The sequence below is a fragment of the Dolichospermum sp. UHCC 0315A genome (assembly GCF_008121535.1).
Taxonomy (GTDB): Bacteria; Cyanobacteriota; Cyanobacteriia; order Cyanobacteriales; family Nostocaceae; genus Dolichospermum; species Dolichospermum lemmermannii.
Genome location: NZ_CP043056.1, coordinates 1,357,964 through 1,383,173, shown reverse-complemented (window position 1 = coordinate 1,383,173; position 25,210 = coordinate 1,357,964). Strand labels below are relative to the sequence as shown.

The 25,210-nt window shown below is 37.6% G+C and carries 24 protein-coding genes and 1 tRNA gene; 10 read left to right on the top strand and 15 right to left on the bottom strand.

Annotation, left to right across the window (positions count from 1 at the left end):
* The first annotated feature begins 23 nt into the window (after nucleotides 1–23).
* Complete coding sequence (locus BMF77_RS06410) at nucleotides 24–869, top strand: Rpn family recombination-promoting nuclease/putative transposase (protein ID WP_148761538.1); 846 nt, start codon at nucleotides 24–26, stop codon at nucleotides 867–869.
* Between the two features lie 242 nt (nucleotides 870–1,111).
* Here the strand turns inward: BMF77_RS06410 and BMF77_RS06405 are convergent, their stop codons facing one another.
* Nucleotides 1,112–1,771, bottom strand: coding sequence for a hypothetical protein (locus tag BMF77_RS06405; RefSeq protein ID WP_148761536.1), 660 nt, complete (start codon nucleotides 1,769–1,771; stop codon nucleotides 1,112–1,114).
* 111 nt (nucleotides 1,772–1,882) lie between these two features.
* Nucleotides 1,883–2,488, bottom strand: coding sequence for a Uma2 family endonuclease (locus BMF77_RS06400; RefSeq protein ID WP_148761534.1), 606 nt, complete (start codon nucleotides 2,486–2,488; stop codon nucleotides 1,883–1,885).
* 120 nt (nucleotides 2,489–2,608) lie between these two features.
* On the opposite strand from BMF77_RS06400, the gene BMF77_RS06395 reads away from it, so the two are divergent.
* Nucleotides 2,609–4,141, top strand: a complete 1,533-nt coding sequence (locus BMF77_RS06395; protein WP_148761532.1) for a YifB family Mg chelatase-like AAA ATPase — start codon at nucleotides 2,609–2,611, stop codon at nucleotides 4,139–4,141.
* A gap of 107 nt (nucleotides 4,142–4,248) precedes the next feature.
* Here BMF77_RS06395 and glyA read toward each other — a convergent pair whose 3' ends face one another.
* Complete coding sequence (glyA, locus tag BMF77_RS06390; RefSeq protein WP_148761530.1) at nucleotides 4,249–5,532, bottom strand: serine hydroxymethyltransferase; 1,284 nt, start codon at nucleotides 5,530–5,532, stop codon at nucleotides 4,249–4,251.
* Nucleotides 5,533–5,883: 351 nt separating this feature from the next.
* Here glyA and BMF77_RS06385 point away from each other — a divergent pair, with 351 nt between their 5' ends.
* The gene (locus BMF77_RS06385; protein ID WP_148761528.1) at nucleotides 5,884–6,081 is read left to right on the top strand and encodes a hypothetical protein; all 198 of its coding nucleotides are present in this window, start codon (nucleotides 5,884–5,886) and stop codon (nucleotides 6,079–6,081) included.
* Between the two features lie 463 nt (nucleotides 6,082–6,544).
* Nucleotides 6,545–7,021 (top strand): Tic20 family protein, encoded by a 477-nt coding sequence (locus BMF77_RS06380; RefSeq protein ID WP_148761526.1) that lies wholly within the window; start codon nucleotides 6,545–6,547, stop codon nucleotides 7,019–7,021.
* Nucleotides 7,022–7,024: 3 nt separating this feature from the next.
* On the opposite strand, the gene BMF77_RS06375 is transcribed toward BMF77_RS06380, so the two are convergent.
* The gene (locus BMF77_RS06375) at nucleotides 7,025–7,798 is read right to left on the bottom strand and encodes a fumarylacetoacetate hydrolase family protein (RefSeq protein ID WP_148761524.1); all 774 of its coding nucleotides are present in this window, start codon (nucleotides 7,796–7,798) and stop codon (nucleotides 7,025–7,027) included.
* Between the two features lie 289 nt (nucleotides 7,799–8,087).
* Here BMF77_RS06375 and rpsF point away from each other — a divergent pair, with 289 nt between their 5' ends.
* The 4 genes from rpsF (at nucleotide 8,088) to BMF77_RS28570 (ending at nucleotide 10,772) form a co-directional block, all read left to right on the top strand.
* Nucleotides 8,088–8,411: a 30S ribosomal protein S6 gene (rpsF, locus tag BMF77_RS06370; protein WP_015078351.1), complete on the top strand. Its 324-nt coding sequence runs from the start codon at nucleotides 8,088–8,090 to the stop codon at nucleotides 8,409–8,411.
* Nucleotides 8,412–8,749: 338 nt separating this feature from the next.
* Nucleotides 8,750–9,310: an Npun_F5560 family protein gene (locus BMF77_RS06365; RefSeq protein ID WP_148761522.1), complete on the top strand. Its 561-nt coding sequence runs from the start codon at nucleotides 8,750–8,752 to the stop codon at nucleotides 9,308–9,310.
* A 224-nt stretch (nucleotides 9,311–9,534) separates the two neighbouring features.
* Nucleotides 9,535–10,644 carry an AAA family ATPase gene (locus BMF77_RS06360; RefSeq protein ID WP_148761520.1) on the top strand — a complete coding sequence of 370 codons (1,110 nt, stop codon included), beginning with the start codon at nucleotides 9,535–9,537 and terminating at the stop codon, nucleotides 10,642–10,644.
* Complete coding sequence (locus tag BMF77_RS28570) at nucleotides 10,641–10,772, top strand: hypothetical protein (protein ID WP_256370337.1); 132 nt, start codon at nucleotides 10,641–10,643, stop codon at nucleotides 10,770–10,772. The genes BMF77_RS06360 and BMF77_RS28570 overlap by 4 nt, the downstream gene beginning before the upstream one ends.
* A gap of 95 nt (nucleotides 10,773–10,867) precedes the next feature.
* Here BMF77_RS28570 and BMF77_RS06350 read toward each other — a convergent pair whose 3' ends face one another.
* The 11 genes from BMF77_RS06350 to BMF77_RS06300 all read right to left on the bottom strand — a co-directional run bounded on the left by BMF77_RS06350 (nucleotide 10,868) and on the right by BMF77_RS06300 (nucleotide 23,366).
* A complete protein-coding gene (locus BMF77_RS06350) occupies nucleotides 10,868–11,500 on the bottom strand; it encodes a glycosyltransferase family 4 protein (protein WP_148761516.1) in 633 nt (210 codons plus the stop codon).
* Between the two features lie 89 nt (nucleotides 11,501–11,589).
* On the bottom strand, nucleotides 11,590–12,327 hold the full coding sequence (locus BMF77_RS06345; protein WP_148761514.1) for a glycosyltransferase family 2 protein: 738 nt from the start codon (nucleotides 12,325–12,327) through the stop codon (nucleotides 11,590–11,592).
* 28 nt (nucleotides 12,328–12,355) lie between these two features.
* A complete protein-coding gene (locus BMF77_RS06340) occupies nucleotides 12,356–13,450 on the bottom strand; it encodes a hypothetical protein (RefSeq protein ID WP_148761512.1) in 1,095 nt (364 codons plus the stop codon).
* Between the two features lie 167 nt (nucleotides 13,451–13,617).
* Complete coding sequence (locus BMF77_RS06335) at nucleotides 13,618–14,502, bottom strand: glycosyltransferase (RefSeq protein WP_148761510.1); 885 nt, start codon at nucleotides 14,500–14,502, stop codon at nucleotides 13,618–13,620.
* 83 nt (nucleotides 14,503–14,585) lie between these two features.
* The gene (locus BMF77_RS06330) at nucleotides 14,586–15,611 is read right to left on the bottom strand and encodes a bifunctional 2-polyprenyl-6-hydroxyphenol methylase/3-demethylubiquinol 3-O-methyltransferase UbiG (protein WP_148761508.1); all 1,026 of its coding nucleotides are present in this window, start codon (nucleotides 15,609–15,611) and stop codon (nucleotides 14,586–14,588) included.
* 22 nt (nucleotides 15,612–15,633) lie between these two features.
* Nucleotides 15,634–17,139, bottom strand: coding sequence for a flippase (locus BMF77_RS06325; protein ID WP_148761506.1), 1,506 nt, complete (start codon nucleotides 17,137–17,139; stop codon nucleotides 15,634–15,636).
* A gap of 333 nt (nucleotides 17,140–17,472) precedes the next feature.
* A complete protein-coding gene (locus BMF77_RS28900) occupies nucleotides 17,473–17,595 on the bottom strand; it encodes a hypothetical protein (RefSeq protein WP_256370336.1) in 123 nt (40 codons plus the stop codon).
* Nucleotides 17,596–17,695: 100 nt separating this feature from the next.
* Nucleotides 17,696–18,256 (bottom strand): Uma2 family endonuclease, encoded by a 561-nt coding sequence (locus BMF77_RS06315; protein WP_148761504.1) that lies wholly within the window; start codon nucleotides 18,254–18,256, stop codon nucleotides 17,696–17,698.
* Nucleotides 18,257–18,518: 262 nt separating this feature from the next.
* Nucleotides 18,519–20,708 carry a polysaccharide biosynthesis tyrosine autokinase gene (locus tag BMF77_RS06310; RefSeq protein ID WP_148761502.1) on the bottom strand — a complete coding sequence of 730 codons (2,190 nt, stop codon included), beginning with the start codon at nucleotides 20,706–20,708 and terminating at the stop codon, nucleotides 18,519–18,521.
* Nucleotides 20,709–20,967: 259 nt separating this feature from the next.
* A complete protein-coding gene (gene galE / locus BMF77_RS06305; RefSeq protein WP_148761500.1) occupies nucleotides 20,968–21,945 on the bottom strand; it encodes a UDP-glucose 4-epimerase GalE in 978 nt (325 codons plus the stop codon).
* Nucleotides 21,942–23,366, bottom strand: coding sequence for a sugar transferase (locus BMF77_RS06300; protein WP_210422307.1), 1,425 nt, complete (start codon nucleotides 23,364–23,366; stop codon nucleotides 21,942–21,944). The genes galE and BMF77_RS06300 overlap by 4 nt, the downstream gene beginning before the upstream one ends.
* Nucleotides 23,367–23,886: 520 nt before the next feature.
* On the opposite strand from BMF77_RS06300, the gene BMF77_RS06295 reads away from it, so the two are divergent.
* Both BMF77_RS06295 and BMF77_RS06290 read left to right on the top strand, forming a co-directional pair.
* On the top strand, nucleotides 23,887–24,984 hold the full coding sequence (locus tag BMF77_RS06295; protein ID WP_148761498.1) for a tocopherol cyclase family protein: 1,098 nt from the start codon (nucleotides 23,887–23,889) through the stop codon (nucleotides 24,982–24,984).
* A gap of 33 nt (nucleotides 24,985–25,017) precedes the next feature.
* A tRNA-Arg gene (locus BMF77_RS06290) sits at nucleotides 25,018–25,091 on the top strand.
* Nucleotides 25,092–25,210 lie beyond the last annotated feature (119 nt).

Below are 25,210 nucleotides of genomic sequence, written 5' to 3'. Positions count from 1 at the left end.
GTAGTCAGTGCATTTATAGTTTTATGGCCAAACCTGCGGATGTTAGTACCAAACGCTTAATTAGTCTTGCACCCAATAATTGGGTAAAATGGGTAACGCAAATCCCGGATGTGGTTGCTGGGGAAATTCTCAATTCTGAATTTCAATGGATTAGTAGAGAAAGTGATGTACTTATCCGGGTTGAAAGTAAAGAATATGGGAAGTTTTTAGTTCTCAATGAATTACAATTGCGGTATAAACCAGAAATGCCGCGAAGGATGCGAGCTTATGCAGGATTAGCTGAGGAAAAATATAAATTACCCACATATCCTGTACTAATTAACATTCTCAAAACAGGTGATGCTGAAATCCCCACGCGATATGAATCTAATCTTGCTGGTTTAGAAGTGCGTCAAGATTACCGTGTAATTAACCTGTGGGAAGTAGATGTTAAAATTGCCTTAGAACAACCTTTACCGTCTCTACTGCCTTTTGTGCCGATTCTCAAAGGTGGTGAAGATGAATCTATAATTCGGGAAGCATTGCGTTTATTGCAAGCTGATGAACAATTAAATCAACTAGAAACGGTTCTTGCTTTTTTTGCTACGTTTGTATTAGATAGTTCCTTAGTTCAAGAAATTATGAGGTGGGATATGACAGTTTTACGCGAATCACCTTGGTATGAAGAAATATTGCAAAGAGGAAAAAGAGAAGAACGACTTTCAAACATTGAATCATATTTAAAAGTTAAATTTGACGATGAAGGATTAAAGTTCATGCCAAAAATTTCTCAAACATCGGATTTTGAGCAACTAGGAAAAATTTACCTCTCGATTATCGCAGTTGAAAGTTTGGAGGAATTAAGACTTGTGGTGGACAATTTGTCATAAATGGAAATCTTGATTTTACAAGACTTGATTTTTTTTGTTATCAGTATAAACTGCCGTGACTTATATCACTTGAGAAATTTTTTGTTTGAAATCATTTTGGGTTGAACTTTGAGACAATTTATCCGACCCTACAGCAGTTTCTGGTCGAATGCAATAAAATTGAAGGCGGGGAAACCCCGCCCCTACAGCCTTAAAACTCTGTATCTCCTAACTACGCAAACCGCTGTATCTGTTTAAAAAAGCTAATTTATTGGAATCATCAGAAAATAACGTTTAATGAGTTCTTTTTCTTTCTCTGGTAAAGAAATTTTAAGTTCATTTGATTCATTTATTTTGGATAATTTTCTAATGATATCGCTAGTTTTGTTTATTAAAAATTTTCTATTAACAATAGTCATGTTCTTGGGGCTAATACTATCAAACTTTCCATCCCATTTCTCTTCAGCAGAATTGATTAAATTCGATGTTTCATTATTATCACTATATCTAAAGTAGTAATATTCCTCTATTTGATTTTTGTCAACATCAACAGCGAATAAGGACGCATCATGGACAATTGAATTACGAAATACACGTATTTCGTTTAATGTTTGTTCATCTTCAATATCACCAAAATAATACAATGCTTTTAGAATTGAATTACCTCCATTTTTTATTTTTGCCATACTTGCCTTTTTTTCAGTATTTTCATAACATTTGCCAATTTGATCAAGAATTGCAAAAGCAGCCATAAAAGGAAGAAATGACTTAAACTTGTCAAGTCCAGAAGATTGTCGCATCTCCTCTTCTAGTGTTTTCAGTGTAGAAATTAACTTAAAATCTTTTGTAGATGCGTTTCTGGATAAATGAATATTAATTATTTCAGAATTTGTTAATTCGGAAAGTTTCTTGTCAAAATGCATAATAGACCTCTTGTAAATTAAATTGTTTCGTTAGTAATCTTCACAATATCACAATTAGCCGAGAATTAGCTACTGATTCTTGATTAATAATAAATCAACTTTAACAAGCATTTATCTCGGCATCACATCATCTAACCGCAGTTGCAGCGAGGGTAAAAGAGGAGATTTAATCAACTCTCCTAACCGATATTTTTGCTGACTATAATCTTCACCAATTAGTTGACAAACTGTAAATGTCGGTTGCTTTGGTTTACCAATAAAAACAACGCCACCCAATCCCCGATAATCAACAATCCAATATTCAGGAATTCCTAATAAAGCATATTCTTCAACTTTACGCGCATAATCAGTTTCCCAATTACTGCTAACAACTTCAACTACTAATTTGATTGATTTTCCTAAAGCAATTACTGGTTCATGTTCCCAAAAAGGTTCATCGTCAAGCACCGTTTCATCTAATACTACAATATCAGGACGGCGGGCTGTGGCTGTTTCTGCAAAAGGACGGATTAGACAGGTGCGAGGAATAAACCAGGGAAGTTCAGCATGAGTAATAGCAATACCCAGTTTGGTTGCCAGTTTACCACCCACGGCTGCATGGGGTCCAGTTGGTTCCATATCAATCAATTCTCCGTCTGCAAGTTCATAGCGGGGGTTGTTACCGTATTCAAGGATAAATTCTGCAAAGGTTAATAATTTTGTTAATGCTTGAACCATAAGTCACCTGCATCTTTAGCTGCTATTATTATATTAACAATCCTCTTGGGTGATTTCACTCATTGTTAATATACCCACAAATCTGCTTTGATATGATCAAGGTTTATTGATATATAAAAAATGCTGGCTAGAGTTTGGAGTGCATCTATCATCGGGATTGACGCTGTAAAAGTGGGTGTAGAAGTTGATGTTTCTGGTGGTTTACCGGGAATTGTCATTTTAGGCTTACCAGATTCCGCAATTCAAGAATCTAAAGAACGGGTAAAAGCAACTTTGAAAAATGCGGGTTTTGCTTTTCCCATGCGGAAAATTGTCATTAATTTAACTCCCGCAGATTTAAGAAAGGAAGGACCTGCTTTTGATTTACCAATTAGTGTGGGAATTTTAGCAGCTTCTGAACAAGTTAACGCTGATTTGTTAGGAGATTTTTTATTTTTGGGGGAAGTTTCTTTAGATGGTAGTTTGCGTCCTGTTGCTGGTGTTTTACCTATTGCTGCAACTGCAAAAAAGATGGGAATTACAGGTTTAGTTGTTCCTGTTGATAATGCCCAAGAAGCTGCTGTTGTTGAAGGTTTAATGGTTTATGGTTGTAAAGATATTGCTGATGTAGTGGACTTATTAAATAATCCTAAAAGATATCAACCTGTCCAGTTAAATAAAGCAGTAGAAACTACCCAAGAAACATCTTTAAACTTAGCAGATTTGCAAGATGTCAAAGGACAAGCGCACGCCCGCAGGGCTTTAGAAATTGCGGCTGCGGGAGGACACAATTTGATTTTCGTTGGACCACCAGGAAGCGGAAAAACGATGTTAGCAAGGCGTTTATCGGGAATTTTACCACCTTTAAGTTTTCCTGAATCTTTGGAAGTAACACGCATTTATTCTGTGGCTGGATTGTTGAAAAATCGAGGTTCATTAGTTAGAGAAAGACCTTTTAGAAGTCCCCACCATTCCGCATCTGGTCCATCTTTAGTTGGTGGTGGTACTTTTCCTCGTCCTGGCGAAATTTCATTATCTCACAGAGGTGTACTTTTTTTAGATGAATTAACAGAATTTAAAAGAGATGTTTTAGAGTTTCTGCGTCAACCTTTGGAAGATGGTTTTGTGACAATTTCTAGAACTAAACAATCTGTCACTTTTCCGGCACAATTTACATTAGTAGCCAGTACAAATCCCTGTCCTTGCGGTTATTATGGTGATACAATTCAAGGATGTACTTGTTCACCTCGACAACGGGAACAATATTGGGCAAAATTGTCTGGACCATTAATGGATAGAATTGATTTACAAGTAGCAGTAAATCGTTTGAAACCCGAAGAAATTACTCAACAACCAACGGGAGAAGCGTCAAAATCTGTAGCAGAAAGAGTGAAAAAAGCACGAGAATTGGCTATGATTCGATTTCAAAAAGAAGAAGATTTACAATGTAATGCTCAAATGCAAAGTCGTCATTTACAAAAATGGTGTAATTTAGATGATGCTAGTCGGACTTTATTAGAAGCAGCAATTAGGAAATTAGGGTTATCAGCAAGAGCAAGCGATCGCATTCTTAAAGTAGCACGAACTATAGCAGATTTAGCAGCAGATGAAAACCTTAAACCCCAGCACGTAGCCGAAGCAATTCAATATCGGACAATTGATAGAATGCAATAACTACCCTGTCCAGTGCGATAGAACAAATAAAGCAAAAATAGTCGGTTTAAATAAAAACCAAATTTTGGATTTTGGATCAGTATCAATAACCCAAAATCCAAAGTTTATTAAGCTAGGGCTGGTACAGGAATTTCCAAGTGAGGATATAATGGGAAGCGATCGCACAATGCCGCCACTCGCATCAAACAATCTTTAGTGACTGTATCCGCATCTGGAGAAAGTAAACGATCAGCAATAATATTGCCAATTTCCGTAAATTCTGCCACACCTAAACCCCTAGTAGTCATAGCGGGAGAACCCAATCTTAAACCACTGGTAACAAAAGGTGATTCAGTATCGAAAGGAACTGTATTCTTATTGGCGGTAATATTAACACTGCTGACTAGTTGATCTCCCTTCTTCCCAGTCATACCAACAGAACGTAAATCTACTAACATTAAGTGATTATCCGTGCCATTAGACACTAATTTGAATCCTCTGTTTTGCAATTGCGTAGCCAAAGCGCGAGCATTTTCAATCACTTGGCCAGAATAAGTTGTAAACTCAGGTTTAAGAGCTTCACCAAAAGCCACAGCTTTACCAGCAATCACGTGTTCTAGTGGTCCACCTTGAGTACCGGGGAAAACTGATTTATCCAGCTTTTTACCCAATTCTGCATCACGAGTCAAAATCAAGCCGCCGCGAGGTCCACGTAAGGTTTTATGAGTTGTAGTTGTGACAACATCACAATAAGGCAGAGGGTTGGGATGATGACCAGTCGCCACTAAACCAGCAATGTGAGCAATATCTGCGAGTAAGTACGCGCCAACTTCATCAGCAATACTGCGGAACTTTTGAAAGTCAATAATCCGAGGATAGGCTGAATACCCACAAATTAAGAGTTTAGGCCGTTCTTTGATAGCTAAATCACGAATTTGGTCATAGTCTAATTGTTCAGTTTCTTTACTTACGCCATAATGACGGACTTGGAACCATTTACCAGAAACGTTCACTGGTGAACCGTGGGTCAGGTGTCCTCCATGGGATAAGTCCATACCCATAATTGTGTCCCCTGGTTGCAGCAGGGTTAGGAAGACGGCAAAATTAGCCTGTGCGCCGGAATGGGGTTGAACATTGGCATGAGCCGCACCAAATAGCTGTTTAGCCCGGTCAATGGCTATTTGTTCAATTTCGTCAACAAACTCACAACCGCCATAATAGCGTTTACCTGGTAATCCTTCAGCGTATTTGTTGGTTAATACTGAACCTTGGGCAGCTAATACGGCAGCAGAGGTAAAGTTTTCACTCGCAATTAATTCCAAGTGGTCTCGTTGACGCTGTAATTCTTGGTTAATTAGTTCATTAATAGCAGGATCAGAGTTTTTTAACAGGTCTGAATTAGTTTTTGTCACGTTTATTATCCTTATGGCAGTTGACGAAAATCGAGATTGCGGTTAAACCTATTACCAAAGTTAGAAATCAGGCAACTTGTTTATTATAGGATTTAGACGGAAAAGCTTTGAGAACTGGGAACGTCATTATCTAAGAATTGCTGACTTTCATCAACGTGGTAGCCTGAACTTATGTATTATTTTGTACTCAAATTTACAAAAATCTAAGATATATAAGATACAATAAACCTAGATTATCTAGTTAGGAACGTGGATTTATTAACTTACAATTCTTTGTAGGTTGGGTGAAGCGACAGTGTAACCCAACATTAGATTACTTCCTGACTCTATTTGGAACAAGGAGGAGTTGAGATGTTAGTCATTTTAATGGACAATCAAATCCTTAGCTCTGAAAAGGTCTGTCAGTCTTGTTTACTGGCAAATGGTAGTGGACAACCTCGCTGGGGTGGAGGTAAACTGCGCTGTGGTCAAGCAATTAATAAGTTTACAGAACAACAGCCAGATCAATACGAGTGCGTTATGGGCTTTCGTGTCGCCAATGTAGAATAATGTTGACACTCTGCGGTCTAAAGACACGCAGATTCTTTAAGACCTGCTTAAAAAGGATAGTCAATTATCCTCCTAGACGCTCAAGACAACTACCAGTACGACAGGTATTGCAATTGCGCTTACTTTTGATTTTTTTGCTGCTTTTGTGAGTCCATCAATTTTTAATGTTAAACGCTCCATGATTTACCATTGCTTGTTTACCCAGGCTACGGCTATGCCGAGACGAGATAAATCAGGGGTTTCTCCTTAATAAAACACTTCTTGGCGTTGATGGTTATTCCTACTTGCTAATTAATTCTATCATGTCACGGCGAATAAATTCGCCGTTGGCACTTCCTCCACGCATCTATTGCCAAGTGGCTTCCGTGCCTTTCGTTCTATTTGGTGATTTGTCAGCAAGGTCAAGCATCTGCGTTATCCTAAGCTCAATAGCTGTTAAAATTTAGCCACAGGAGAACACAAAATGTCTTGGCGCGGGTCTACAACTTTCCCTGATCGAATTTTTGCCTGTTTACCTTATCTACTGCCTTTGATTGAGGTATTTGCTTTCGGTCAGTTTTTAATGAATGATTTTCCACTGTTAGGACTGATATTTTTACCCCTGTTGCCACTATTAAGAATTTACTATGGTGTCCGTTATGCGGGAATGATTATTTTCTTTGCTTTGTGGCTGTTGGTGGTCAGAAACGAGAAAATTAATCATTTTATTCGTTTTAACACGATGCAAGCCATCATTCTCGATATTGTGATCTTTTTATGTAGCATCTTGACCGATATTGTGAAATTAGTTCCTGGTAGTGGATTTGCTATGCAAACACTTTATACAACCATTTTCATGGGGATATTAGCAGCAGTTGTTTATTCCGTTGCTCAGTCATTAATGGGTAAGTATGCGGAAATTCCCGCGATTTCCGATGCAGTACATATGCAAGTACGCTAACAGTTAACGGACGATAACTGTGTTTTCTAGGCGACCAATTCCTTCAATTTCTACACGGATGCGATCGCCTATTTGCAAAGCCCCTACCCCCATCGGTGTACCAGTTAATACTATATCCCCAGGTAATAAAGTCATCACTTGACTAATATAAGACACCAAAAAATCTGGGGAAAATACCATTTGATCAATACAAGTAGATTGGACTGGATGGGGATTATCATTCAGAAACGTCTGTAATCTCGCTCCTGGGTTTAATTCTCGGACAATCCAAGGACCCAAAGGACAAAAAGTATCAAAACCCTTGGCTCTTGTCCATTGGGGATCTTTTTTTTGTAAATCCCTGGCTGTAACATCATTGGCAATGGTATAACCCCAAATTTTACTTTGGGCTTGGGCTGGGGTACAATCACTTGTGCGATCGCCAATCACCAAAGCCAATTCTCCTTCATAGTCTACCCGTTGAGACTGATAAGGATACTTAATTTCTCTTTCTGACGCAATCACAGATGTAGGCGGTTTGAAAAAAATTAGCGGTTCAGCGGGTACAGGTGTTCCCATTTCCGCCGCATGATCAGCATAATTCTTGCCTACACCCACAATTTTTGAAGGCGCACAGGGGGCTAGAATCGTGTAAGAATTGGATGGCAGGATTAAATCCGTAGGTTGACCATCCAACCAAGGTGGAGCATCCAGCACTTCTACATTCTGAGAAAGCTGGAGTAACCCATAGTAAATTTTCCCTTCTTGACTTTGAACTCGCACATATCGCTGCGCCATAACTTTGACAAATATCCTTGAATATACTTTGTTCCAGCAGAATGTGCTTAATGATTGCCATTAAAAACTTGTAAGATTATATGATAAATATTGAAAATCTTATGACCTTAATTAACAAACTATTAACCAGTGGACAAATCCTGCTCAAAATTGTGCTACTGTGGAATAACTAAAAAATTGTCAAAATTCCTTGTTGCTTGAGATGTTAATCAATTAAAGTATCGCCCATGGCAATATTTGTATAAATTAATACCTCTTCAGCCATTGTCCATAAGGTGAATTAAAAAACATGACCACAGTTTACGAAACCATGTACATTTTGCGTCCTGACTTGGGAGATGAGCAAGTAGTACAACAAATCGCCAAATACGAAAACTTAATTCGTGAACACGGTGCTGAGAATATTGAAATTCAAAACCGTGGTAAGCGTCGTCTGGCCTATGAAATTCAAAAGCATCGTGATGGCGTTTATGTTCAACTCAACTACACAGGTCCTGGAACTGTAATTGCTATCATGGAACGCGCAATGCGATTGAGTGAAGAAGTGATTCGCTATATGACAGTCAAGCAAGAAGTTCACAAAGAAAAACCAGAAGAAGTTGTAGCAGCTTAATAACCGCGTTTTCCGAGGTTATTAGTTAGATAACTCCACAAAAAAGATGAACTGCTTGCAGCAGGGCTTCGCTATCCAATTTTGTGGTATCGTTCTTGTATTATTAGCGGGCAAGACTTGTACTGAGCTTGTCGAAGTATGCCCGCACTACAAGAAATTTTGGATATTTCTTTAATTGGAAGTCTCTTAGCAGTTCAGCAGTATGGCCTGCGTCATACTGCGACATCAGGAAATTACTAAAAATCGCTCAATTATTTCACTCGAACTGCGACCTATGTGATATAATCGGCGCAAGTGAAAAATTAACTATATATATTAAGTAAGAGCTTTAAGTGACTGTGAGCCAATCTGATATACCAAACATCCAAGAACTGTCCACCGAAATCTCGCAGTTGCGCCAAGACTTGCAACTGCGAGATCAATTAGTTCAACAGTTATCTCAAGAACTATTCCGGCTAGTTAAGGGTAATACTAACTTTACACCGCCAAAATCTGAGCCAGAGATAGATTTGAGTCAATTGCAGGCTTTAAGAGATCAAATTCAAGCCGTCGAACAGCAGGTGACGTTCTATCAAGAGCAAATTACGAATCGTGATACGGAGATTTACCAATTAAGACAGTCTGTACAAGAACTAACTGATCGTAGTCGAATGTTAGAGCAGGTAGTACAGGAATTACCCCAAATTTACCGTCGTAAGTTTGAGGAACGCATGACACCAGTGCGAGACAAGGTCACAATCCTACAACGAGAAAATCGCCAATTGCAAGCCGAATTGCAAAGTGTGAGTTATCGTTTAGCACTTAAAAACCGCTACACAAATCATGGCGGTATTGATTTACCTACTTTTCCTCGTTCGGAAGTTACAACCGATAGTTTACCTGCTGCCCAAAATGTCTAAAATTTGTGACTGTATTTGAATTAAATCAAAATTTTTATTCCGCAGTACCTATCTTTTTTTGAGGTACTGCGGACTTTAGTTAGGGCTTGCTGAATAAGATTAGAAGGAATAACAGATAAGGGTTTCAGGTTTTGATTTTTCTACGAGGTCAGGTATCTGAACCTATAATTGGTATATCTCATCAAAAAGTTCTTTCACTTGCCATTCCGGGAAATTATTTGATTATGCTCCAAAGACTATATGTACACAACTTCAGATGTTTAGAAAACTTTGAACTAACCATGAAGGAGATGTCATCTGCTCTCTTGATTGGAAAAAATGGTACAGGTAAATCAACTATTGCAACTGCATTAGAGGTATTTCAATCTATTGGTAGAGGTATAAATAGAGTTGGTCAACTTGTCAAGTCTAAAGATTTTACTCGTGGCAGGTATGATGTTCCCATTCGCTTGGAAATAGAAGTATTACTTGAGGAGAAATTATATAAATACGTCCTGGCCTTAGAGTTGCCAGAAAAATTTAAAGAATTGCGAGTTTTTGAAGAACAACTTTTAGTTGCAGGAAATCCAATTTACTCTCGTAAAGAAGCACAAGTTACTCTTTATAGTAGTTCACAAAATCGTGAATCTCAGTTTTTAGTAGATTGGCATTTAGTAGCCCTTCCAGTCATTCAAGAGCAATCAGAAACAGATCCACTTCATACTTTCAAAAATTGGCTGGCTCATATAATTATTCTAGCACCAATTCCTAGTTTAATGACTGGAGATTCCCACGGAGAAACTTTACAACCAAAAAGAGATGGTGCAAATATTGGGGAATGGTTTTCTGGTTTACTTGGTAGATATCCTGCGGCCTATAGAGACGTTGATAAATATTTGCGGGAAGTCATGCCCGATTTTCAAGATTTTTTGAATGAACTTATCGGTAAAGAGTTCAAAAGTTTAATTGTGAGATTTGCCGAAAATAATGCAACCTTGAATGTTAACTTTCAAGATTTATCTGATGGTGAAAAATGCTTTTTTCTTTGCGCTGTGGTATTATCTGCTAATAAATTCTATGGATCAGTTTTTTGCTTTTGGGATGAACCTGACAACTATCTCTCTATCTCAGAAGTAGGTCATTTTATTACATCTCTGAGACGTTCATTTAAGGATAGTGGCCAAATTTTAGTAACTTCTCATAATCCCGAAGCAATTAGAAAATTCTCCAATGAAAACACCTTTATTCTGGATAGAAAAAGTCACTTAGAACCAACTTTAATTAGATTGCTTAGTGATATACCTGTTACTGGCGATTTGATTAATTCTTTGATTTGTGGTGATATAGAATTATGAGTATAAATAAGAATAAACCACATTTGTTAATTTTACCTGAAGATGATGCTAATCGTCAGATTGTTAACGGATTTATTCAAAATTTGAATGTGAATAATCGGGCTATTCAAATCCTACCAATTCCTTAACTGAGTGGGTTTCACCACTAGCAATAATATAATCATCAGGCTGCTGTTGCTGTAGCAATCTTGTCCAGTTAATCCGGTGATTAGGGCTTTTTTGGTCATATCTCCTTAAAAAGTTTTTTGTAAGCTTGGTCAGTTTGAGTAAACGTATACTTGCTGCTGGCAACTTTTGCGGCTTTAACTCCCATTTGCAAACACAATTCAGGATGATCACTAGCAAATTTAATAGTATTAACTAATCCTTGAATATCACCTGGTTTGACAATCCAACCAATTTCCTCTTCCCGAACAACTTCTGCTAGTTCAGACCAATCGTCTGCAACAGCAATAATGGGTTTACCTGCTGCCATTTGGTTATACTTCTTTAGCCATCTCAATATTAATGCTACAAAGGGCAGTAAGGGTGGATTTGTCACAACTAGAATAATTTCCCCATACTTACAGGCTTGTAAAGCTTTCCATAATATGGAAGTAGAACCAGTTATCAAATTAACTATACGTCCCCAGAAAAAATTTTTATTAAAAGCAGTTCCCTGACATCGAAATATTTCAACACCATATCTGACCTCATATTTAGGTCGCTTTTCCCGAATTAAAAAGTTGGTCGCAGCTCCTGTGATTACTTTTACTTCGTATTCTTCAGCTAATCCTTCAGCAATTTTTGTTAGAATGTGGCCTGTTGAAGTCTGTTCAGGAAAGTACAACTCACTTAATATCCAGATTCGTTTCATAAAAATTATTTTGCAACACCTTATTTTCTAGCTTTAAATTGAATTAACTTCAGCCAGCCTAAACACAACAATGTGTTTTTACTTAGCTATCAAGCCTTGATTTTTCTATTTCCATGTTTTAATAGCAGAGCTACAATATTTTTTGCTAAAGCAAATCGCCACTTTAACATTTTGATAATTCCAGCATGGTTAAACATACCTCTTCCTGTATTACTACTATGTCTCCTATGCTGTATTAAAGGTTCGTCTATGTAAAAAGCCTTCCCATAGATTCCATTAACTATCCCAATCCATATATCATGCATTGGGATATCAGCAGGAAACGGTAGAAATACTTCAAGCATTTCTCTCCTAAAGGCTAAAGTACAACCATGATATTTACTTTTGATAAAATTTGAAAGTGGATCAGCAACAAATTTGCCTCTAATTTTAAAGAACGAATCTGCGGTTATCTGACCTTCTGAATCTATAATTTGTGCATCACTCAGTACCAATGTAATATCAGGATATTTTTGGAATACTTCTAAAATCTTCTCGACTTTATTAGGAAGCCATACATCATCTTGATCACTTAAAAATATTATGTCTCCTGTTGCATTATTAATAGCACGTTCAAAAGTTTTTACTACACCTGTATTGATTGAACTTCTTATCACCCTGATTCTCGAATCGCAGAAATTATCTATTAATTTTAATGTATCATCAGTCGAAGCATCGTCAAAAATAACAACTTCATCATTTCGGTTCAGTTGTTTTAGAATGGAACTAATTTGACTTTCAACGTATTTTGAGCCATTGAAAGTTGCTAAACAAACACTCTTTTTCATTAAACTATCCTTTTGATATAAAATAGATTTACTTGGTAATTAAATGCTTTTTCTGAGAAATTTCTAAACAGAACAATATGTATATTGGAAAAAAGTAACGATATTGAATTGCTAGACCTAAAGAATATAAAATACTATATACTCCACACAAAAATATGTTATCACTTATGTTATTAAATTTCACTCTATTTTGAATAATATTTTTTGAAAAAATGAATAATAAAATTAACATTGAGATTTGATGACCAACAATAATATAAGTATTATAAATATTTTCAATATTAACAGACTCTGGTTCTATTAGTAATTTCAGTGTTTCTATGGGAAATGTAAAAACCTTAATTATATTACCGAAATAGCTAATTAATATTTTTGGCACTACTGCAACAAAGAACATATATCTATCTTGTAACTCATTCAACAAAATAGATAGTCCAAAAGCTTTGTCTTGCTGGGAATTAAGAGTTTCAAAATCCATTACTTGGTTAATGATTGGTGAAATAAATGAGGGATAAATTACGGAAATTATCACTATCATAAACAATAAATTCAATATCTTCTTATCTCGATATACATAAATCTTATCAGTCATAAAGAACACTAATATAATTACAACAGACTGCTGCCATCTTACAAGGATTGAAGTTATTAGAGATAATATAATATATAGAATATTTTTATTTTTCAAAAAACAAGCCAATAAAGTAATACTAAACAGTCCAAATATTTCTTTATTAATACTTACCAAGCTAATGAATAACATAGGATTCATTAGTAATAACAAAATAAACTTTTGCTCATCTATTTTAAAATTATTTCTTACCAAAATGTAAGATAAAAAAAACAAAAAACAATTAATGAATAAAATCAAATCATAGTTATGATTAACCATTCTCAAGATAAAAATAGGTCCGAGAAGGTTGCTTGATATGGTCAATAACTCTTCATTTTCACTCAATAACTTTGAATATTCTACATAATTTCCTGTATCCGCCCCTATCCATATTTTTTCTGTATCTTGCAATGGATTAACAACTAAATAGAAAAAAATGCAAGCTAAAATTATATAAAAAATGACTAAGAAAAAACTAATATTTTGTTTTTTTATTTTGAATATTTGCATATAAATATTATCAATTAAAACCTGTAATAACTGGAATAAATTCTAAAAAATATGGCTTTCAATATAGATGCAGTTTAGCTAACAACATGATAAAATCATACAATAATTACTTGATATTTTTCTAAAAAGAAAAATTAAAGGACAAAATATTTTGAGATGAGTTTATTTCAAGTATTGATCTTAAATGTTGATATTGAAAGTAATGTAACAAAAAAAACCACTATAAAATTTATATTTCTAAATCTGAATGATAATTTACAGGCTCTTATCAAAGTAAGATAAAACAAACAAAAACTATCAAAATCAGCCACAATATAAATCTTGAGTCCCTTACAATATCTTGTGAAATTAGTTATTGACGAATGAAAATCTTGCTCATTGGAAGAAAGTTCATGTATACACTCAGTATTGATAATAAAAAAATTGTCACTTATTTTTCGATATCTATCTAAAAACTCAAAATCACTAAAGTCCAGCTTAAGTCTTTCATTATAACCACCAACTTTCTCGAAAATATCAACACTTATTAATAGACCACTATTTAGTAGTGATTTTCTTCTAGCTTTCAATATTCCAATCTCTATGGAATTCATCGGAAAACCTCTTTTAAAGAAATAGTTACATGGAGAATATATAGTGCCATTTGTTGAAACAAGGATAGGTGCAAATAAAGAATGTTCATTATTATCTAGCACTGCTCTACAATACTTTATAATGGCATCATCGGGGAGTTTAGTATCCTGATCCAAAAGTAAAAGCCATTTTTTATTCAGCTTTTTTCCTAGCTTAAATCCCTCGTTATATGCTTTGCTTACACCAGGATTAGTTTCGTCATGAACATAGTGAATCTTCCAATTTTCGCCGGATAATTCTTCATTAAGAATCATTGACGAAGGACTATTGTCATAGATGAAAATGTCTATATTTAAATGAGTATTTTTTAAAGAGTTGACCAATGATATGAATGAATCAGATTCATTTAATCTTCTCTTATAAATAACTAATATAAACAGTATTCCCTCAACGGTAGAATTTAATTCCGTGAACGTCATAAATAAATTTTTTCTGGCTAAAAATTGGGTTGTTTATGCAGAAAAAACTGCTTTTCTGCTTACGTTTTATAGTTTATCTTTCTTTAATTCTTTTGAGCAAATAAAACAACTTCCTCACCTAATTCATGATTTATTTTAAGTATTTTGAGTAAAATATACTCTGTATAACAAAAAATCAATGATTTGAGAATATGCAGTTGATTATCTGGTTTATTCATGGAATGATAACCAAATTTTTGTATATCAAAACTTCCATTAAATATTGACAAAGAACGAGATGCCACAGTCCATGTTTCAATTTTTTGAAATCCTGATTTATTGGCAGATTCTCGAAGTGTAGTTTGTGAAAATATATGAATATGCCTTGGCGTTTCTAAACCTCTCCAATTAGCTCCAAATTTTTGATGACCCCAACTATTAATATTTGGGGTTACAGCAACCAAATAACCACCAGGCTTAAGAATACGGTAACACTCTTGCAGTAGAGCAACTGGGTTAGGTATATGTTCAATTACGTGATTCATGGCGATAGCATCAAAAGAGTTATCTGGATATTGAACACTTTCTAAACTGCCCAAATGAATATTGATACCATATTTTTCACGGAGATTTTCAACTGCTTTGGCATCGAAATCAATGCCTTCAACTTCCCAGCCAGCTATCTGCATATGACTCAGAAATTCACTAGAACCACAACCAATTTCTAATAGTCTACATGGCTTGACCTTATTTAAATACATCCGGGAAAGCTGAAATTGTTCTGCCTTTATTCCTAGAATATATGAAGGTATGGTTGTTACAGTACGATAAACTATTTGCAACAAAAGCCGTATAAAACTTGTTGTCTGCAGATACTTGTCATGCTGTGGTTTATCATTGTGGGTGTAGTAGTTTTGATACGCTTTCCCAATATCCTCTTCAACAGGCATTGGATCTAACCATACTAAACCACATTCAGGATTCGTACATTTCTTTAAATTCCATTCCCCAGGCGCACCAAACAGGCGATCCTTTAAACTCTCATAAAGCAGCTTACCTTCATTGCCACATAAATAACACTTTGGACAAGAATAAGTACGAATTTCATTACCATCTTTTATTTCAACCATAATTCCTTGACGCACTAAAAAATTAAACTGCCTTTAGTTTCTTCTTGATCATTGTCCGTTCATCAGTTTCTAGAATTAGAAACCATGTTGTGACAAAAAAAGTCAACAATGTTAATAAACAATATATTAATTTAATGTCAAGCTGTAACTCTAAATTTGCCAAAGCCGAAGTCAATACGGTTACACCCATAGCAAAACTCATGAATTGCATTAGTGATTTATTGTTTGGTATAAACATATGTGCTACGTAGAACAAAAGTATAGTATCTATTATTGTTCTGAGTACCCAAGCGTAAGCTGCACCTAGAATTCCAAAAGTAGTGGTGAATTTCCACACTATTAGCAGATAGAATGGTAACTCAATAAAATGCAATTTTGCCGTAATATCGGGTCTTCCGACACCTTGGATCAGTGCAAAAGGAACTTGAGCAAGGCTATTAATTAAAACCCCTACGGCTAACCATTGCAATACCAGAGTGCTATTTTGAGCAAAATCCTTTCCTATCCAGAGAGTTAATCCCTCATTTGCAAAAGTAACAATTATTAAAGTAATGGGGAATAATATCAAAAAAATATATTTCACACCTCGATTAAACATTTGCTTTGCACGCAGAGGTTCTTGGACGAAACTAGTAGAAAAAGCTGGGAAAAGAACACTAACTAAAGATCCGGGAATTAGCCAGAGCTTAGTTACTACTTCGTATGGTGTAGTGTAGTAAGCAACAGCAGTAACAGAAATTAACCCCCCAATTAAAAATCTATCCATGTACACCATGAGTGGACCGACAATGTTAGTTACAGTCATCCAACCACCGAATTTTAACAAAGGCACTAATAATGATTTTCTAAATTGTATCTGATGCTGTAACGCTGGCATGGCGAGAAGGCATAGCCATATATAAACTCCCCAAGCTAAGAATCTAACTACTAATAAAACAGCGATAACTGGAACAAGACTATGGGAAAATGGCAATACCAACAGAGGTCCAAGAAACATCAATAGACCCAAGGGAATGCGAACTGCATTAATCAGGTCAAATCTTTGTAAAGCAGATAATATCCCTACGGTTCCTGCTGTGCTAGTAACAAGGGGAACTGAGGCAGAAAGCAGATAAAATGCAACAACAGTCTCACTCTGTAATTCAGTAGGAATCTTGAGGATATTATAAACTATGGCAGGGGATAAAATTACAAAAACTAACGTCCCTACTAAACCTAAAATCAACATTAAGAAAGAGGCTGTCCCAACCAGAGCAGGAATTTCTTCCTCACCACTTTCCTTTCCCAATTTTTCAGCCACAAGTTGAGTTAAGGCTCTACCCAAACCTAAATCAAATAAACTGAAATAACTAAGAACCATCCATGACAGGGTTAGTATACCAAAACGATCAGTACCTAGTCCTTTTATGAGTTGCGGAATCGCAAAAACAGCTACTAGTAATGGCGCTCCCTGACCGATAAGACTGTAAATTGTATTTCGGGCTAATATTCGTCCACTTATTAAAGTCTGGAGTTGGGATTTAGTCATATTGAGCAACTGTTGAAAGTGAACGCCATTGGCGATGAATTTTTTGCGTTTTGCATATTGACCTAATATTTTCCTTATAAAGTAGCTAAATATCGCCTAAATATCAATTTTATCCAGTCAAAGACATCATCAACAGTTAATTTTTAAATCTAATCCTACTAGGACAGGTAGAACACCGTTTTTTTTCATCGATATTGGTTTGGTGATCTGAATTCGCAATAATCCCCCTCAGTTTATCAATTGTCAAAACATATTCCCGCCTACAAAGGCTACGCGATCGCGTAGCCAATATGACAAAGGATCAACTAGTAAATCCATTTGCAGTTTATGGCGCTAAGTCTCCATGGGAATCCCATCATCGTAAAGTAATTCGTCTTGTGTCGGCGGCTTAACAAAATCTGGTGATAAACTATCTATCTGTGGGTTATTTAGTTTAGGCAATGTTGATTCAGTCATATATGCTGCGATGGAATCCCCATACGGACTAATTTAACATTGGTGGCGAGGAGATAACTTCTTTAGTAAAACTCTTACCTTGTCTTAAGGTATTGCTTAGTTAAGCCATTCTCAACCAGCCAAATACATCATCAACAGTTAATTTTAACTCTACTCCTGCCAATACAGGCAGAATATCGGTTTTTTCCATCAGTATTGGTTGGCGATCGCATAAAAATACTAGAATACTTAAATCATCAGGATCAAGAAACCATCCCAATTTACACCCATGCTCCATACAATACAAGATATTGCCAATCACTTTATTTGATTTCTGTTCAGGAGAAAGAATCTCAATTACCCAATCGGGAGCTACTTCAAATCTATCTGGGACTTCTCCACTGCTAAGGAAAGGAATATGTTCCCATGTAAAAACTGCTATATCAGGAACAATTGAGCGATTACCAAAGCTACACCTAAGTTCAGGGAAAGCATAGGCAATTTTTTCAGATTCACTCACCAAATTAATTTCGCTACTAAGTTTCCCTTGCAGTCGGCTGTGTCTTCCTTTCGGCATAGGTTTTTGAATAATTTCCCTACCCAAGAACTCTGATGCTGGCTTTGTTTCCGGTAGCATCAGAAACTCCTGCAATGTGAGAGATTTTATGGCGCTGATGGTCATAAAGGATGATTATTGTAGCCCTTAGTCGACATCGTTTTGATAATTATACCATAATTTAGACATAGCTTTCCCCTACTTCAGCCTTCCCAGTTACGAGTAGGTGGCGAGGGAGGAACTGAGATCAAAAGACCATCAAAGCTCAACTCCTAAAAAACGAATAATTTTAGTTAATTTCTCAGCGGTGTAAACTGTATTTGCACCAACCAAAAAACTCTACATCTTAGTAGTTTAATATTACATGAGCAGGAAATAAAGTCAAGTCTTACCGCAGATTGGCCTGAGAAGACTTCCCCTTACTATCTACTTTCTCACCGTAATAACCTCTCTGATAATAATACCCACCATAACTACTTTCCTCACTAACACCATTCACTACCATTCCCAAAATAGGCACTTTCCCATGATTAAGTAATGATTTCGATGATTTCACCGCTGAATATTCTACCTTGCCAGGACGGACAACCAGCAATAATCCATCCACATACTTACCAACAATCAGTGGATCAGTAACAGCAGTCAAGGGTGGTGTGTCAATGATGACAAAATCATAATCATTCCTTGCCTCTGCAATCAAGTCAGCCATGCGCTGGGAATCCAAAAGTGTGACTGGGTTAGGCGGAATTTTTCCTGCTGGCAACATATTCACCTGGGGAGATACCTCCTGGACAGCATTTTTTAACTGTGTCTGACCAGCTAAGATATTGCTTAGTCCCAATAAATTGGGTATTTCCCAAACGCGGTGCTGACGGGGACGGCGCATATCGGCATCCACTAACAGCACTCGTCGTCCTACGTGGGCTGCGGCTAGGGCTAAATTTGCTGCCACAAAAGATTTACCTTCTTCAGGGGTTGAACTAGTGAGCAAAACTACCCGTAATTTTTTGTCAGATAGGGTAAAGCCTAAATTAGTCTGGAGCATTTCAAAAGATGTAGTGACTGGTGAATAGGGGTTATCCAACAAGGGCAACTCTTGCCGACCTTCCTGCCGATGTTTTGGATTTTTTTCACCATATTGGGGAATCGTCCCCAGCAAAGGAAAGCCCAACAGCCGATTCGCTTCTTCAACATTTTTGAGAGATTGATTCATAGATTCCAACAGCAGCGCTGTTCCCGCACCTAAGAGGATTCCCAAAAATCCGCCTAGTGCTAAGTTGAGGGGAATCTTGGGAGAAACGGGACGTTCAGGAACTAAAGCCTCAGAGATGATCCGCGAATTACCTACATTCTGATTCTCTAGCACCTGAACTAACTGAAATTGCTTCAGAAATTCTTGATAGGTGATTTGTGCCACGGATAACTGTCGCTGTAGCTGTAGCTGTTGTTGTTCCAGTCGAGGTAAGCTATCCAAACGTCGTCTATTAATTATAAATACCTTTCGCAATTCTCCGATTTGGTTTGTTAAGGCTAACCTTTCCACCTCTGATTTGACTAAATCTTGAGTTAATGCCTGTTTGAGTTCTCCTACCTGCAAGTTCTGTTGGGGGAGAGACTTGGAACTACCAATGGTTTGGGCAACTCGCTTTTCTAGTAAGTCTTTAAGAGATGCCTCTTGCATTAGCAAATTCACAACTTTTGGATTATCACTAGTATAAAGTGTTCGGGCTGTTGCTAGGTCATATTGTGTTTTCTGGTATTCTGTGAGTACCTGCTGTACGCCAGGAGATTGACTTAATGCACTGAGATCAACCGCCTCTTGTGTAGTTGACTTCATTTTATCCTGCAAAGCCACAGAGCGAGTGTAAGCTGCTGCTAATTCGCCCTGGCTGCGGGTAATTGCCTCATCTAGTTTTCCAAGGGATTCCAAACCAGTTTTGGCTTCTACATCCAGAGCTACCACCCGGTTGTTTTCTTTAAAGCGACGCAAGGTCATTTCTGCTTTTATAACTCTTTTCTCGACCTCTGGTAATTGCTTGTCTAAAAATTCTCGCGCGGATCTAGCCTCGGTGCGGTTAGTGCGAATATTACTCTCCAGATAATATTTCATTAAAGAATTCACCACATCTGCTGCTTCTTGCGGATTAGTACTCCTGTAAGAAAGCTGGATCACATCCGTTCCTCGGATAGTCTTCAGCTTCAGTTTTTTGAGAAAGTTCTCCAAAGAAATCTGTTTGCCTTGATCATTTGTCAAATTCAGTGTGGTAATAGTTTTTATAACAATGGGGTAGGAGCGGATGATCTCAGATTCGGTATCTACTGGGTTACTGAGGTTTGTCAATCCGCCCAGTTCTCCCAGAGATTGGGAGAGACCTGCGAGTGAGGAAGCCCCACTTTTTTTGGTGAAAACCAGCTTGCCTTCCGATTCGTAAACTGGTTTTGCTGAGTAAGTGAGCAAGGCTGTGACTCCTAAGACAGAGGCAAAGACAATTGATGTCACCAGCCAATGTCTTTTGAATGTTAGCCAGTATTGTTGGATATCAAAAGAGGAATCTTGGTCTTCTTGGTTAATAGACATAAATTAATTTAAGAAAATATACTAAGTATAGAACTTAAGTGTTGTAGAAATTGTAGATCATGTATTTGCACAAAATTAAGTCATTTCCGGCAATACCTTGTCCAAATTGCAAAAAGTCTTGATTTGTAGGTTGGGTTAAGCGACAGCGAAACCCAACAAAGCAGAAAATGGGCAAGGTAGTAAATAATCCTTTTTACACACTATTCGATAAATTGAAGAGTTTGCAAAATTACAGGCTATGAAATTTAATCAAAGAAGTTCATATCTTACCTTTTTCCCACGATAGAAAGCTGTAGATGATATTGTCTAGGTTATTATACTTGGGTTGCCAGTTCAATACCTGCTTAATTTTCTCTGCATCAGCAGTCACACAGGCTGGATCTCCGGGACGACGCGCTACTTCAATTACGGGAAAATCCACACCAGAAATAGCTTTGACCCGTTCCACAACTTGCCGGACACTATAACCTTCTCCATAACCACAGTTGAGAATTTGACTTTCTCCATCTCGTTCCAGATAGCGTAATGCATCAACATGGGCTGCGGCTAAGTCTTCAACATGGATATAATCTCGAATTCCTGTACCATCTGGGGTGGGAAAATCAGTGCCAAAGATCTTGAATTCTGATTGGCGTTTCAGGGCGGCATTACAGGCATTGGCAATCAAATGAGTTGCATTGCTTGAGTTTTGTCCGATTCTGCCACCGGGGTCGGCTCCGGCGACGTTGAAATAGCGGAGAATTACATACCGCAGACAAGAAGCTAGTCCATAGTCTTGAATCATGAATTCGCTTATCAGTTTGGAGCGTCCGTAGGGATTAATTGGTAGGGTAGGAGTAGACTCGGTGACTGGATTTTCTTGGGGTTCGCCGTAAACTGCGGCTGTACTAGAAAATATCAATTGGTTAACACCCATGACACTACAGCACCGGAGCAAATTCAGAGTATTCCGTGTATTATTTGCGTAGTAATCGAGGGGATAGGCAACGGATTCTGGTACAACTAGACTAGCTGCAAAGTGCAGCACTGCACTAAATTGATGTTTGCCAAAGACTTGGTAAAGGCGGTCTATATCTCCTAAATCGCCAATAATTAGCTCACCATGGAGTACGGATTGGGGTACACCCGTAGAGCAATTGTCATATACGACTGTATTATAACCAGCCTCGCCTAGTTGACGCACGACGTGGGAACCAATATAGCCTGCACCTCCTGTCACCAAGACTTTTTGATTCATCTGCCTTTACCCAATAAAACAACTCTGATGGTTTTCAAGACTATGACTATATCCAACCATAAAGAATAGTTCTTGATATAGTAAAGGTCGTAAGCCAGCTTTTCATAGGCATCTTCAAGGGAGGCTCCGTATGGATAAAGTACCTGCGCCCAACCTGTGATTCCTGGTTTGACTAAATAGCGCATTTCATAATAAGGAATTGCTTCTTTGAGCTTGACATCAAACTCTGGCCTCTCTGGACGAGGACCAATCAGGCTCATTTCTCCAGATAACACATTCCAAATCTGAGGTAGTTCGTCAATTCGCAAAACTCGTAGCCAATATCCCACCCTGGTAATGCGTGGATCTCGTTGAATTGCCCATTGTGCGCCCTTCTTTTCAGCATCCTGATACATGGAACGGAACTTGTAAACCCGAAATGGTTTACCGTATAATCCTGTTCGTAATTGGCTATAGAAAATTGGACCTGGACTATCTAACTTAATGATTAAACCAACAATGACCATGAGTGGCAGTAGCAGCACAGATAATACTCCAGTCAGCATTATATCTGTAAACCGCTTGATTTTGAGACTAAAACCACAAAATACCAGGTTAAAGCCACTACTAAAAGCAAACCACTCATCTTCAAGTAGAGAGGAGGGAAGTTTGTAGCATAAAGTTTCCCAAATATCGGGCAACTGGTAAACAGGGATGCCTTTTAGTCGTAGTTGCATTAAACTTTGCACTTGTACATCAGAGAGACTAATTTTTGTCCCTACTACCACCCCTAATAAGGGTTGCTGACTCCAATCAGATAGGTCGCTGAGGCAGCCTTCATGACTTAGTTGGGGTTCTATTTCTGCTAATTCAGGCAGTTGTTGGCCATTTTCAGTCAGGATAACTAATCTTCCCAAGGGATTCCGTGTTAAGAACATTTGGGCAAACTTTATCGCATGATTGCCAGATCCTAGCATTAACCAACGACCCTGGTGGGACTTTGATCGCCACCAATTGAATGCCAATAGTCTTAATATGATTGCCCAGATTGTAAATATTCCCAGATTAACTAGCAATATACCCCTCATCCCTCCTGAATGCTGTTCCCAACTCTCCGATAGATAAATTACCAATGAAGTGATGAGGGTAATTATTCCACTACTGATGAGAATGCGATTTGGAGCTTGTAAACCTGCAATTTCTTTCTCTGGATGGTATGTATCTGACAAATACATCCCTGTTAAAACCAGTAAGATAAATCCGCAGACAAATGGGTCAAATCCTGTCAATGGATTATTTAACGTCCAGTAAGAAGTAAGTCCCAAGCAGACAAATAGGCCAAGGACATCCCCCACCATCAGGAATAGAGATATAAATCGTGGGAGTTTTACTAACTGAATGCTGCTGCTGCCTCTATTAGTCTCAAATCCTATTTCTAACATAAGTATTTTTTTGAAGTTGCTTGTAAAAACATGAACTTGTAAACAATAGCTTCGCCAAATTGAAAAAAGCTTTAATTCATAAATACCTTGTCAAAATTGTAAGAAGCCTTAATTTGTAGGTTAGGTTGTTTACTTTTGCGTTGCAGAGCAATCACCATGAAACCTAACATGAGCGTTGTGTTGCGCTGTTGCTTTGTAAAATATTCAGCCCCATACTTTCACAATTCTTCCCGGATGGATACAATTTAAATAGACTGCGGGATTTTGCGACAGTTAGTGGGTGAATTCTAAATAGATATACCCAACACTAAATATTTAATCACAGCAGATACTAAAATGTAAAGTTCCTCACTGCTGAAGTTTAGACTAAGCGGTACAAAGACGATACAGCAAGGCTGAGTTAATGGGAGACATAAGATTAAAGTTAGTGATTGCTTTGATATGGCGATCGCATCCTGAATCATCATAATCCCAAATCTCCGCATTGCCCATACTGAAAAGTAAGCAAAAAAGACACCTTATGCCGAGTATTCCTAAAAACCTCCTCGATTTCACTCAAACTCCCCATAGCGGCTATCATTGGGACTGTAGCCATCGTCGTTTCTTTGAAGGCTGGTATTACCGCGTCACACTGCCCGAAATTAAGCAAACTATCGCCTTCATGTACTCTATCGAAGATCCCAGCGGTAATCAGCCCTACAGCGGCGGTGCAGCCCAAATACTGGGCATAAATGATGAATATCTTTGTCGCACCTTTCCCGATGTCAATAAATTTTGGGCGAGTCGGGATGTTTTAGGATTAGGACATTGGGGAAAAACCAACTTACAAGTTTCCCCCCTGTATCTTATCCCCAGTGAATTTACACACCATATTCAAGAAGGTTATCAAGCCACAGCCACCTTAAATCAAGGCATAATTACAGATCCTGCCACTGGTAATTATTGCCGATGGGAATACGAAATTAAACCCGTATACGCATGGGGAAATCAAAATAGTCTTCAGCAATCAACCGCTGGTTGGCTATCATTTTCGCAGATATTTGAACCCGGTTGGCAAATTTTAATGGCTCATGGTTTAGCCAGTGGTTGGATTGATTGGCATGGTAAAATTTATGAATTTACAAATGCTCCAGCATACGCAGAAAAAAATTGGGGTGGTGCTTTTCCCCAAAAATGGTTTTGGCTAAATTGCAATTCTTTTATTAATCAACCCGATTTAGCTTTAACAGCCGGTGGCGGTAAACGTGGTGTATTATGGTGGATGGAATCAGTGGCGATGATTGGTATCCACCACCAAGGCAAATTTTATGAATTTGTTCCTTGGAATTCAGAAGTAAAATGGCAAATTCAGCCCTGGGGTAGATGGCAAATGCAAGCTAAAAACCTAAATTACGAAGTTGAACTGACAGGAACTACCCAGTTACCAGGTACATCTCTGCGCGCACCGACAAGCAATGGTTTAAATTTTTGTTGTCGGGATACTATGCAAGGGGAGCTAAATTTAGAATTGCGAGAACTTAATGGCAGCAAATCTCAAGTTATCCTCAATGCCAGTAGTAATCTGTGCGGTTTAGAAGTTGGTGGTGATGATTGGGATAATTACTGGCAGTCTCAATAAAAATTCTGCTATGATAATATTTGGTTCATTCTTGGGGTTGTAGCTCAGTTGGATAGAGCGAGCGCCTCCTAAGCGCTAGGCCGTGCGTTCGATCCGCACCAATCCCATTTGTATTTGTCATGTAGCTGCACTTTAAATTAAAGCGCAACTACATTTTGTTTTTGTTTCGCGCAGAGACGCAAAGGAGCAAAGACGCAAAGGAAGAGGTATATCTATTTACGGTGTA